Genomic DNA, 12,039 nt, shown 5'->3' with positions numbered 1-12,039 from the left:
CCATTGCTGGTGTTTCCCTCGCCTGGGCACAGTCCACAATTCTACCAGCTGAAATCCCCAACGAGAAACCCTGTAGCGAACGCCACTAAACCCTGATTACAATTCAACGGCACCGGAAAACAAAGGTATCGGCTAACGCAAAGCCGTTGGTGTCATCGCAGCGATAACCGCGCAACCACGCCACCTCGTCCACAACCCGCAGATAGAACCCACGAGGAAAATCCTCGCCTCCCACTGAAGCAGAAGCGATGGTCAACGATCCGGCCGGCTTCTTCCCAGCACTGAGCACCGAATCGTCGGAAGCGGCTTGATCCAAGAAATCCAGGCGCAGATATGGCCCGGCATAAGCAGGGCACAACTTCAATCCGACACTGACCGCACGCTCAAAAATCTGCGGCAATGTAGCTCCGGCGTCCAGACCCAGTTGCTGCAGGTTGCGGCTGGTCAGGGTTAGATTATGGGCTGGCACCAGCTCATCGAAGATTTGGTGCTCCAGCAGCTGTTTGGCAAAGCCATTGAGCTGCACTCCGGATTGGGCCAAGTGTTGCATCAGCTCAGCGCGTTCCAGCCCGCCGACAGCAACCTGGCGTATTCCAAATTCCATGCTGTCATCTTCTGGTCCTTGGTCCATCATAAATGGTCGTTTTCGGTGTCCGCATAAGGCACCCTCACCGGGCATTTTATCGGGCGGGGTATACGGGAATTTCAAATACTTGAAACCTCAGAGTTTCAAAAAATGAATGAGTCACAGAGACAGAGGTCCCGCATAAGGACCGTCTTACGGGACATATTGAACGTACAGATCAAATGACCTGCGCGGACACTTATCTAGAGCCAAAATCTTCGCAGAAACTACTCACCCGCAATGACGCGCGAGATAAATTGAGCTTTTCCGTTGTTGTAGGAGAGCCGGTCAGTGCTGTAGCGGTCAGCGAGACCGGACTTAAGCGTGGCGTATTCGGCGGCAAGATTCGGATCGGCTCGAAGCTTTTCGCGGAAACGCAACACGTCGTGTTCCCAAGCTGATCCTTCTTCGCAGACGTGTATGTGCACGACGCGAGGTTCACCGGCTGGTGGGCGAAAGAATCGGTGGTCGGGTTCGCGTTGCCGAAGCACGAGACCTAACGATTCAAGTCCAGGACGATAGGCCGATTCATCGTTTATATCTGGCACAGATACTTGTAGGTCAAGTACGGGCTTGGCGATCAGGCCAGGGATCGATGTTGACCCTACATGTTCTATTCGCGCAACCGTGGGAACGATGGCCGATTGGATTCGGTTAGACCATTCAGCCGCTACCAATGGCCACAGTGGATCAGCTTCCTTTAGTTCCACTGGCTCCCCACCAGGCTTATCAAACCACTCATTTGTCATGATCCAATTCTCACCCAAATTTCCCGCTCAAGGTTCGGCAAAAGGAACAGTCATCTGCACTAGCAGCACCGTTGAAGCTAGTGCTGAAGGATCTTTTCTAGCTGAGCTGTATTTAGCTTGCGGTCAGCGTAAATGAGTCGGATAGCTTCGCCATCTACATTTCCGATGTCTGAACCCCGATAAGCCACTTCAAGTCCGACCTTTTCAGCGATGCGAGCGGACGCCGCATTGTGCTCAAGTAGGAATGCAATGATCGGCAGATCAGGTCGACTTAACAACGCCTGGCGCGATGCTTCTAATGCAACCTCTGTTGCATACCCTCGGCCCTGCGCTTCTACTGCGAACCGGTAACCAAGATTCCAGAAGGTATCTCGTTTGAGTGAGCAGCCACCGTAACCAATAACTTGGTTTTCGTTCGGCTCACGGACTATCCATGGACCCAGCGAATCTCTTTCCCACGACTCATTCCAAGAATTGAGCATCGCTTCGGTTTCGTGGATAGATGAGTGACGTTTGGACGGTGCATGGGTCCACACCCGTGGGTCACTGAAGATTTGATGCACATCCTGGGTGTCTTCAGAAGTGGGGCGCGCGAGGTACAGTCGTTTCGTTTCTGTTTGCATTCCGCAACTCTATCGGAGGCTCAGGACACTGTATGCGGATCTGTCCCAGTCAGGGTTCCCCCTACGGACCATCTTGCGGGACACGGATAAATTTTCATCGAACTGGCGGTAGCCGGCAGCATGTCATCGAAGTTGAAAAGTTTTTAGGTTGAAGCTTCGAGGAAGTCGTGGCTAACTAGTTGCACAGCAATACGTTTTGAGTCATGTCGACCATGCAATTCTCAAAAGCTGATCGACTGCCCCGCAGAGCGTTCTCTCTAAAAGGCTCCTTGGATGCTGGTTTAAACGCCTCTGGCCGGCGCCCATGCGGGTGCCGGCCAGAGGCGGTGCGAAACGAGGGCTGCTAGGCGCGGCCGTCAAACAGGTTCGTAACCGAACCGTCGTGGAACACCTCGGAGATCGCGCGGGCGATCGTCGGTGCGATCGAGAGCACGGTCAGGTTCTCGAAGCGCTTCTCTTCAGGGATCGGCAGGGTGTTGGTGACCACGACCTCGCGGGCACCGCACTCGGCCAGGCGCTGCGCGGCCGGATCCGAGAATACGGCGTGGGTCGCGGCGATGATGACATCCTTGGCACCGGCTTCCTTCAGCACGCGCACGGCGCCGGCGATGGTTCCACCGGTGTCGATCATGTCGTCGATCAGGATCGCGGTGCGGCCCTCGACCTGGCCCACCACGGTCTTGGACTCGGCCTGGTTCGGCACGGTCAGATCGCGGGACTTGTGCACGAAGGCCAGCGGAGCGCCGCCCAGGCGGTCAGCCCACTGCTCGGCCACGCGCACGCGTCCGGTATCCGGGGACACCACGGTCACTTCGCTGACATCCACCTTGGACTTGATGTAGTCGGCCAGCAGCGGGAAGCCGAACAGGTGGTCCACCGGACCGTCGAAGAAGCCCTGGATCTGCGCGGTGTGCAGGTCGCAGGAGATCACGCGGTCGGCGCCGGCGGTCTTGAACAGGTCGGCAACCAGGCGGGCCGAGATCGGCTCGCGGCCGCGGCCCTTCTTGTCCTGGCGGGCGTACGGGTAGAACGGCGCCACGACGGTGATGCGGCGAGCCGAAGCACGCTTCATCGAGTCGATCATGATCAGCTGTTCCATCAGCCAGTTGTTCAACGGTGCTGGGTAGGACTGCAGCAGGAACACGTCCTTGCCGCGCACCGACTCGTCCGAACGCACGTAGATCTCGCCGTTGGCGAAGTCGTAGGCGTTCAAAGGCAGCAGTTCGGTGTCGAGTTCCTTGGCTACTTCTGCGGCAAGTTCCGGGTGCGCGCGACCGGTGGCCAGCACCAGCTCTTTGTCGACGTTATGGCGGATTTCACTCATGGGGTTTGCTTTCTCGCTCGCTTCGCTATCACGTATGAGGTTGTTGTCGAGGAAATGTAGTCCGTAGCTGGATTACTCGGAAGCCGAGGAGTTCAGCGAGGACTTGAATGCTGCGTCAGCCGAAGGGGTGCCTGGGCGCTTTTCCAGCGTCCATCCCTCGGAGTTGCGCTGCGGTGCCACAGACAGTGCCAAGGCACCGGCCGGGACGTTCTTGCGGACGATGGCTCCGGCTCCGGTGTATGCGCCGTCGCCGATTTCCACCGGGGCGACGAATACGGTGTTGGAGCTGGTGCGCACATGCGAACCGATCTTGGTGCGGTGCTTCTTCTCGCCATCGTAGTTTGCGGTGATATTGCCGCAGCCGATGTTGGTGAATTCACCGATTTCAGCATCTCCGGCGTAGCCGAGGTGCGAGAGCTTGGAGCCACGGCCAATCGTGACATTCTTGGTTTCGTAGAAAGCGCCGATCTTGCCATCTGCACCGAGGTCGGTGCCCGGGCGCAGGTAGGCGAACGGGCCAACCGAAGCGCCGTCAGCGATGCGCGAGTCGGTGGCGTCAGTGCGCTTGACGGTAGCGCGCTGGCCAACCACCACGTTGGTCAAGGTGGTGTCCGGGCCAACGGTGGCGTTGGCGCCGATGACAGTCTCGCCATGCAGCTGGGTTCCCGGCTTGATCGTGGCGTCCTGGCCGATCATGACGTCGGCGTCGATCCAAGTGGTCGCAGGATCGACGATGGTCACGCCCTGGCGCATCCAGAATTCGGTCTTGCGCTGGTTGTAGATGCGGGCCAGGTTGGACACCTGCACACGGTCGTTGGCGCCCTCGATCTGCCAGCGGTCGGCGATCTGCGAGGAAGCGACGCGGCCGCCTCGTTCACGGGCGATGGCGAGCACGTCGGTCAGGTACATCTCGCCCTGTGCGTTGTCGGTGGTGACCTCGGTCAGTGCCGAACGCAGCATCTGGGCATCGAATGCGTAGATGCCCGAGTTGATTTCCTTGACTGCCAATTCCTCCGGCGAGGCGTCCTTCTGTTCGCGGATGCCGGAGACGTCCCCGTTGGCGTCGCGCAGGATGCGGCCGTAGCCGGAAGGGTCATCCAATTCGGTGGTCAGCACGGTCACCGAGTTGCCGTTCGACTCATGGGTGGCCACCAGTTCCTGGAGCACCTCGCTGGTGAGCAACGGCACATCGCCGTAGGTCACCACTACGGTGCCCTCAAGCGACGGGTCGACAACTTCCAAACCCTGCTGCACGGCGCGGCCGGTGCCCGGGATCTCATCCTGGTCGGCAATGGTGATGGAAGGGAACTGCGTCAGGATGTGCTCTGCGACCAGATCGCGCTGGTGGCGGACAACTGCGACCAGATTCTGCGGCTGCAACGCCGAAGCCGCGTGCAGTGCGTGGCCAATCATGGACCGACCTGCAATTTCATGCATGATCTTCGGCTTCGCCGATTTCATGCGAGTACCGGCGCCGGCGGCGAGGACGATGACAGCTACTGGTGCATTGACCTGATCACTCAAGTGCATTCTCCTGCAAATTGGTTTCAAGGTTTTGGGCAGAGAAGTAAAACCTCAGAGCAAGTCTATCGCGAGCGACGGGATGTGCTGAATTGATTAAAAAATAACGGCGCCACATCCGTGGCGCCTTATCAATGGTTCCGCCCCTAGGATTCGAACCTAGAATGCACAGCTCCAAAGGCTGGCGTGTTGCCATTACACCAGGGCGGAAAATCGCTTGCGCAGGGCATGCCCGACAAGCACGCTAATTATTCTGCCATGATCGGCCCGTTGTGCGAAATCGCAAAACACCGTAGCTAAACTCACTTTTGTCCTCTGCTTTAAACAGCCCGGGCCAGCCTGCAATGACCTCGATTTGCCTCCGGAACGTAAAATGGGAATCGTGGCTCATTTACTCGGGGGCGAAGCCCTGCATCTGGAATATCCCACCCATGTCGTTTTCGACTCGGTCACCATCGGCATCTCCGACGGCGACCGCATCGGCCTGGTGGGTCGCAACGGTGAAGGCAAGTCCTCGCTGCTCGGCATGCTCTCCAACAGGATCGAGCCCAACTCCGGGCGGGTGACCAAGCGCAACGGACTGCGCGTGGGCGTGCTGGACCAGTCCGACACCCTGGATCCCGAAGCAACCGTGCACTTCAGCGTGGTCGGCGAAATGGACGACCACGAATGGGCCGGCCAGGCCCGGATCCGCGACATCATCTCCGGGCTGGTCGCAGACCTGGACTGGGAGGCGAAGGTCGGCACCCTTTCCGGCGGCCAGCGCCGCCGCGTGGCCCTTGCCGCGCTGCTGGTGCAGGATTGGGATGTCATCATCCTGGACGAGCCGACCAACCATTTGGACGTCGAGGGCATCTCCTGGCTCGCCGAGCACATCAACAACCGCTGGTCCAAGAACTCCGGCGGCCTGATGGTCGTGACCCACGACCGCTGGTTCCTCGACGCGGTCTGCACCACCACCTGGGAAGTGCACGACCGCCTAGTCGAGCCGTTCGAGGGCGGCTATGCCGCCTACGTGCTGCAGCGCGTGGAACGCGACCGCATCGCCGCGGTCACCGAATCCAAGCGGCAGAACATGATGAAGAAGGAGCTGGCCTGGCTGCGCCGCGGCGCCCCGGCCCGCACCTCCAAGCCGAAGTTCCGCATCGAGGCGGCCAACCAGCTGATCGCCGACGTGCCTCCTGTACGTAACCCGCTGGAACTCAAGCAGATGGCCACCAGCCGGCTGGGCAAGGACGTCATCGACCTGCTGGACACCGAGGTCTCTTTCGGGGAAAAGCAGGTGCTCAAGCCCTTCACCTGGCGCATTGGCCCGGGCGAGCGCACCGGCCTGCTCGGGGCCAATGGCGCCGGCAAGTCCACCCTGCTGGGCCTGATCGCCGGCACCGTGGCGCCCACCGGCGGCAAGATCAAGCGCGGCCAGACCGTCAAGCTGGCGGTGCTTGACCAGCAGTTCCGCGAGCTGGAGCAGATCGGCGAGGACCTGGTCCGCGAGGTGCTCGGACGCTTCAAGACCACCTTCAATGTGGACGGCAAGGACCTGACCCCGGCGCAGCTGCTGGAGCGCCTGGGCTTCTCCTCCGCGCACCTGTCCACCAAGGTCCGCGAGCTCTCCGGCGGCCAGCGCCGCCGCCTGCAGCTGCTGATGATCCTCATGGGCGAACCAAACGTGATGATCCTCGATGAGCCGACCAACGACGTCGATACAGACATGCTGGCCGCGCTGGAAGACCTGCTGGACTCCTGGCCGGGCACGCTGATCGTGGTCTCCCACGACCGCTACCTGCTCGAACGCGTCACCGACCAGCAGTACGCCATCCTCGATGGCACCTTCCGCCACGTGCCTGGCGGTGTGGACGAGTACCTGAAGCTGCGGGCCGCCCAGGGATCGGCTGGCGGATCGAATCCCACCCAGGCTTCTGCCCAGTCTGGCGAGAAGCCTGCCGGCCCGTCGGGGGCCGAACTGCGTGCCGCGCAGAAGGAATTGAACGCCAATGAACGCAAGGTAGGCCAGCTGGAGGAAAAGATCGCCAAGGTCCATGCCAAGATGGCCGATCATGACCAGAGCGACTACGCGGGCCTGGCCAAGTTCACTGCCGAGATCAACGACTACCAGTCGCAGATCGATAAGCTGGAAGAGCGCTGGCTGGAACTCTCCGAGCTGCTCGGATAGCGCCTACGCGCTGCGACTGAACTGGAGGGCCCGGAAACGATCGTTTTTGGCGTCCGTATAAGGCACCTTCACCGGGCATTTTCTCGGGCGGTGTATACGGGAATCTAGCATTTGCGGATACAAGCAGTTTTCGAAATTTTCCAAAGTCCTCTGCACCTGAACCGGTGAACGACCGTCTTACGGGACATTTTGCGAACCCTCTATGGACGCCAATGAATTTGACGTTAATCGTCCGTGCAGACGACTTCTGAAAGCTGCACCATCACCTAAAATCGGTTCATGACCCACACCAGCCCCTTCCCCGAGGCACCTAAGCCTGACAATGACCCCAATCGGCCTCGGCCTTTGGAATGGGGACAGTATTCCGACCAAATAAGGGCGGAGTGGTTCAAATTACTGAGTACTAATCCTGAAGAACACGAAGTCCAGGCGTTCATGGAGCTCCATCCGGCGATGATTCCTGGCGGTAGCGGTGACATCGGGCCGGGAGGACACCACGGGTCCCAAATGTCTGCAGTTTTCCGCCAGCCGACGCTGTCGGGTGCCGGCAGTACATTCGTTCCCGACTTCATGTGGGTCACGAAATCTTCAGGACTAATCACCCCGATCCTGATCGAGATCGAGAAACCTTCTAAGCCGTGGTTCAACAAGAATGGCAGCCCCACCGCAAAGTTCTCCCAGGCGAAGGACCAGCTCGATGAATGGCGGTCCTGGTTCGCACAAGACTCGAACCCTTCGATATTTCGTCAGAAATACATGTTTGAGGATCTTCATCTGAATCGCCCCCTGAAACCACAGTTCGTTTTGATCTATGGTCGAGACGTTGAGTTCACTTGGGCCGGTGGTCATTCAAACCCAGACGGTCTGCGCCATAAACGCGAGTCAAAGCGCAATTCCGACGAGACGTTCATGTCCTTTGACTCTGTGATCCCCCGGTATGATCACCGGAACTCCATTACTGTTTCCATGACCGCCAACGGGCCTGTACCTTTCGCGTTTTCCCCCGTTTACCAGACCAACTCCATGACAGGCATCGACGCCAGAATACTTGGAAACCCAGCAGCCGCTCTGGAGCGATCAGTCATGATGACTCCCGAACGCAAGGCCTACTTGTCTACGCGTTGGAAATACTGGCAGCAGGTGGAGGATCAGCAGGATCCCAATAAGACTTACCTTCGCTCGTCCGGGCTAGAATAGACGTCGCTACCCTAATGTCCTGTCGCCAAAGACGCTGGGAGATCGGGCACCCTGATTGAGTAGCTGCATAGGCGCTAGCTGACCGAAGCCTTTCCAATCAGCTTTCGTCGTCGATCTTCATCGAAGACTTGATCTCGCCTTCTTCCGAAACGAAGCTGCTGTCACTGTCACTCGGTCTTTACGTTGCCACAGCTACCGCGTCTTGATTTACAACGCGGCACGAACGAGGCTGCTAGCTTTGAACCTATGTCGATTCACCCGAAAGACTCAACGATGACCTACTGGCAGACCATGCCGTCCACGTACAGCGATCGCCTCGAGGAGTTGGCGCAGACGTTATCGGCTTGCCGCGAGGCCTTCCACAAAACCGCCAGCGAGTTTCACTGGGAACCGGCAGCAGGATCGGGTGCGGCTCAAGCAGCGATGGAACTGCCATCGCCGGATCCGGCAATCCACAAGCCGAGTGGCGAAACCGGCCACCGCCTCATCACAGAGGCCATCCAGATTTTTCTCTTCAACGCCGCGGCGCATTTGGGTAGTTGGGCTGCTCTACTGAGAGCTACAGAGGTGGTTGCCACTCCGCCATTGCTTCTGCGCGCCGTAATCGAGAATTGCGCACACGCTGTGTGGGTGACGGGCAACGACCCGACGGAGAATCCGGAAAACCGTCTTGCTCGCGCCTATCTCGAGGAGTTGATTAGCGCCGAAGAAGCCAAGAAGAACGCTGGCCGTCTTCACGGTAAGAACGGCCCAACTTACACGCGAACGGTGGACGCCTACAAGAAGGTTAAAGCGGACATTGCCACCCGTTTCCCCGGCTCTACCCCAGAGGACCTGGGCAAGAACATGCTTCACGGTCAAAAGCTGCCCGGCCTTGAAGACTCCGTCAAGTGGATGTATGACCTCACTGCCAGCTTCGGTGGGAGTATTGATGCGAATGTGGCCTCGGGCATGTATGGGTTGCTCTCGAACCTCACCCACCCTACCCTCTACACGGTGAGAGAGATGCGTGTCTGGACAAAGGACAAGAAGACAGGCCACAATGTCGCGAACGTTCGCGTCACTATCGAGTCGGTTGAGAAGGACGTTCGTGCAGCTCTAGCGACCTTCTACAACGCTATGAGCTACGTGACTAGCTACTACGGTTGGCCAGAGACGGCACTGAGGACTCTTGAGAGCAAGATCGAAGCGGTGATCCTAGACTTCTTCAATGCCTCCCTTGAAGACGAATGACAAGGTCTCGCAATCGCGGTGGACGAGTACCCCCGACCGGGAATGCTGGACCGTTGTGACGTCCGCAGATTCGGCGCCAACTTTCAGGACCTCTGTGAGCGCGTGATAACGACGACGCTCCAACCGGACTCCGAAAACAATTGCACCAAGGAACACCCAAGTCCTCGATTGGCACCAGTTAAGACGACCAGCTTCTTCAACCTTCAGGCCGGCCCTCGCACGAGCATCGGGGTTGCGCTGAATCGTGTCCCGCAGTGGGTTCGGCTTACGGAACCTGCCTGGGAGCGCTCCTGCGGAGGGCGTGAGCGCTAGTCTTGTGGGATGGAAGAGGTTCACCTGGCAGGAGGCAACGCCACGGATGGCGTGGTGCGCGTCGGCTCGACGGTACGTAAACCGTGGACGGCAGCCACTCCGAGTGTGCTCGCATATATGCAGGCTGTTCGCAACGCGGGCGTTGATGTGCCTGCGGTATATGGGCAAGACCCGCAAGGGCGACAAGTGACAGAGTTTGTCCCCGGTTGCCTTGCCATGGGCTCTGGGCCGTTGTCGCTCTCAGAACTTTCCCGGGTAGGTTGTCTGGTGCGCGCTATCCATGACGCTAGCGCAGCCTATGAGCCGGACTTCGGCTCACCTTGGATCACGCACATTCCGGCACCCGGCGCCGACCTGATCTGCCACAACGATCTGGCCCCGTGGAACCTTCTCATCGGTGATCGATGGGTATTCATCGACTGGGACGCCGCCGCACCAAGTACACGCCTATGGGATCTTGCATACGCGGCGCAGTCCTTCACACTAAACGACGCATCGGCCGACCCGCGTATGGCCGCACAAGCACTGGCAGTCTTCATTGACGGCTATGGCGCCGATGACGAGCTCCGGGCAGCGCTCCCCTCCACGATGTGGCAACGGACGATGGCTATGTACGAACTGCTTAAAAATTCCCATGCCAGGGGAATCGAGCCGTGGGGGACAATGTTCACGACTGGCCATGGTGACCACTGGAACACGGTGACCCAGTTCGTCAGGAACAACGAGTCTCTTTGGCAAGAAGCGATCCGGGCTGTCCGATAGACCTTCCTCTGACAGACGGACCGGGGCAGTGCTGGGGACTATGGAAAGAAATCCTGAGGACTTCGGAAACTGACAAAGGACTTTGAAAGCACATACTTTGGGTTGTTCCGTATACCCCGCCCGCGAAAATGCCCGGTCAAGGTACCCTATACGGACGTCAGAAACGACCGTCGTTGATTTGTCAGATTCGGCCGTTGATACGCCCAATGAACGCCGCCTGCCCACCAGCAAGTACGTGAGACTGATTGAGGCCGATCCAGTAAAGCTCAAACCGTGTTGGGGTCCCAATATCGTCGTGGGTCTCTTGCCATTCCCACTATTCAGGTACTTTGCCATCGTCGGCAGTGAGGTGGAAATAGTGGCGCATATGAAATGCATCCGCGTATGGGCGCATATTGTACTCACCCGCTCCCAAATTGGTCACGATTCGAAGGTTCTTAAGCCCTGTTTCTTCGTAAGCTTTCCGCAGGACAGCTAGCTCAGGCAGTTCCCCTGGCTTGGTAGTTCCCGCAGGAACCTGTAAACCGGTCTGCTCTAACGGGAAGTCAGCATGACGAATCACCAAAACACGGTCATTCTTGACGATGTACGCTATGACTTTCTGCGGACGCTCCATATTCGACCTTCGTTTCGTCTCATAAGGACTCACTAGCGATGGTATCCGGGTCTCCAGCTTCTCAGGGAATTTTTCTCCCAGTCTGCCACCGATCGTGGCAGACTTGCTGGTATGGGAACCGTGATCTTGGAGGGACGCCTGCTGTGCAAGGACGCGGCTGAGGCTGAGGTAGTGAAGAAATTGCTGCCGAAGCATATCCGCCTGACCAAGGCCGAGCCCGGCTGCATCTCGTTCTCTGTCACGCCAACCGAAGATCCCTGGGTGTGGCTGGTCCACGAGGAATTCGAAGACAGTGCCGCCTTTGAAGCCCATCAGCAAAGGGCCGCCGCTAGCAAGTGGGGCCAATCCACATCCGGCTTGCAGCGGATCTACAAGATCAAGGGTTTATAGGCAGCCTCATCTTGAAGCCCACATGCGACGCGGTGAAGCCCAGCGCCTCGTAGAATCGGTGCGCATCGGTGCGCTGCGCATCGCTGGTCAATTGGACCAGCTGGGCATTGTTGTTCTCTGCTTCGGAAATAGCCCAGCGGATCATTGCAGTTCCCAGTCCCCTGCCGCGCAACGCGGAGGACACGCGCACTGCTTCGATCTGCATCCGCGTCGCTCCCCTGCGTGCCAGTCCCGGCAAGTGGGTCAGCTGCATCGTGCCGACCAGTGTTCCGTCCTGGGCTTCCACCACCATCAGCGAATGCGCCGGGTCCGCATTAATTTGGTTGAACGCGTGGAGATACTGTTCCATATCCTCCTCGGCGCCCTGATGCTCCGCTCGGCGAATGTCATCGTCTGCCATCAAGGCAATGATCTGATCGAGATCCGCTGCTTTCGCTTCGCGCAGCAGGTAGTCCTGGCCGCCGGCCCACAAGCTTCCGCGCTTTGCCGTTTCCATGGCCACAGCCTAGGCCTT

12 protein-coding genes and 1 tRNA gene are annotated in these 12,039 nt (G+C 58.6%); 5 read left to right on the top strand and 8 right to left on the bottom strand.

The features are described 5' to 3' along the window. Positions 1-103 precede the first annotated feature (103 nt). From F0M17_RS04120 to F0M17_RS04095, 6 genes are all read right to left on the bottom strand, one after another. Positions 104-604 (bottom strand): hypothetical protein, encoded by a 501-nt coding sequence (locus F0M17_RS04120; protein WP_038989856.1) that lies wholly within the window; start codon positions 602-604, stop codon positions 104-106. A 248-nt stretch (positions 605-852) separates the two neighbouring features. Further along, a complete protein-coding gene (locus F0M17_RS04115) occupies positions 853-1,374 on the bottom strand; it encodes a GrpB family protein (RefSeq protein ID WP_105553846.1) in 522 nt (173 codons plus the stop codon). Positions 1,375-1,451: 77 nt separating this feature from the next. Further along, complete coding sequence (locus F0M17_RS04110; RefSeq protein WP_149596478.1) at positions 1,452-1,997, bottom strand: GNAT family N-acetyltransferase; 546 nt, start codon at positions 1,995-1,997, stop codon at positions 1,452-1,454. Between the two features lie 343 nt (positions 1,998-2,340). After that, a complete protein-coding gene (locus tag F0M17_RS04105; protein WP_149596477.1) occupies positions 2,341-3,321 on the bottom strand; it encodes a ribose-phosphate diphosphokinase in 981 nt (326 codons plus the stop codon). A 72-nt stretch (positions 3,322-3,393) separates the two neighbouring features. Beyond that, positions 3,394-4,845 carry a bifunctional UDP-N-acetylglucosamine diphosphorylase/glucosamine-1-phosphate N-acetyltransferase GlmU gene (gene glmU, locus F0M17_RS04100; RefSeq protein ID WP_369826769.1) on the bottom strand — a complete coding sequence of 484 codons (1,452 nt, stop codon included), beginning with the start codon at positions 4,843-4,845 and terminating at the stop codon, positions 3,394-3,396. Positions 4,846-4,977: 132 nt separating this feature from the next. Continuing rightward, a tRNA-Gln gene (locus F0M17_RS04095) sits at positions 4,978-5,052 on the bottom strand. A gap of 172 nt (positions 5,053-5,224) precedes the next feature. Here F0M17_RS04095 and F0M17_RS04090 point away from each other — a divergent pair. From F0M17_RS04090 to F0M17_RS04075, 4 genes are all read left to right on the top strand, one after another. Then, the gene (locus tag F0M17_RS04090; protein ID WP_149596476.1) at positions 5,225-7,015 is read left to right on the top strand and encodes an ABC-F family ATP-binding cassette domain-containing protein; all 1,791 of its coding nucleotides are present in this window, start codon (positions 5,225-5,227) and stop codon (positions 7,013-7,015) included. A gap of 279 nt (positions 7,016-7,294) precedes the next feature. Beyond that, on the top strand, positions 7,295-8,212 hold the full coding sequence (locus tag F0M17_RS04085; RefSeq protein WP_083586672.1) for a Shedu anti-phage system protein SduA domain-containing protein: 918 nt from the start codon (positions 7,295-7,297) through the stop codon (positions 8,210-8,212). Between the two features lie 273 nt (positions 8,213-8,485). Beyond that, a complete protein-coding gene (locus F0M17_RS04080) occupies positions 8,486-9,445 on the top strand; it encodes a hypothetical protein (protein ID WP_073706836.1) in 960 nt (319 codons plus the stop codon). A gap of 321 nt (positions 9,446-9,766) precedes the next feature. Further along, positions 9,767-10,519, top strand: coding sequence for a phosphotransferase (locus F0M17_RS04075; RefSeq protein ID WP_073706639.1), 753 nt, complete (start codon positions 9,767-9,769; stop codon positions 10,517-10,519). Positions 10,520-10,835: 316 nt separating this feature from the next. On the opposite strand, the gene F0M17_RS17405 is transcribed toward F0M17_RS04075, so the two are convergent. After that, positions 10,836-11,135, bottom strand: a complete 300-nt coding sequence (locus tag F0M17_RS17405; RefSeq protein WP_158024672.1) for an NUDIX domain-containing protein — start codon at positions 11,133-11,135, stop codon at positions 10,836-10,838. 111 nt (positions 11,136-11,246) lie between these two features. Between F0M17_RS17405 and F0M17_RS04065 the strand changes: the two genes are divergently transcribed. Continuing rightward, the gene (locus tag F0M17_RS04065; protein ID WP_073706638.1) at positions 11,247-11,525 is read left to right on the top strand and encodes a putative quinol monooxygenase; all 279 of its coding nucleotides are present in this window, start codon (positions 11,247-11,249) and stop codon (positions 11,523-11,525) included. Here F0M17_RS04065 and F0M17_RS04060 read toward each other — a convergent pair. Then, complete coding sequence (locus tag F0M17_RS04060; RefSeq protein WP_149596475.1) at positions 11,512-12,021, bottom strand: GNAT family N-acetyltransferase; 510 nt, start codon at positions 12,019-12,021, stop codon at positions 11,512-11,514. The genes F0M17_RS04065 and F0M17_RS04060 overlap by 14 nt on opposite strands. Positions 12,022-12,039: the final 18 nt, after the last annotated feature.

This window comes from Glutamicibacter sp. ZJUTW (genome assembly GCF_008370855.1).
Taxonomy (GTDB): domain Bacteria; phylum Actinomycetota; class Actinomycetes; order Actinomycetales; family Micrococcaceae; genus Glutamicibacter; species Glutamicibacter nicotianae.
Note: the sequence above shows the minus strand (reverse complement) of the source record. Positions and strands in the feature narration are given on the sequence as shown.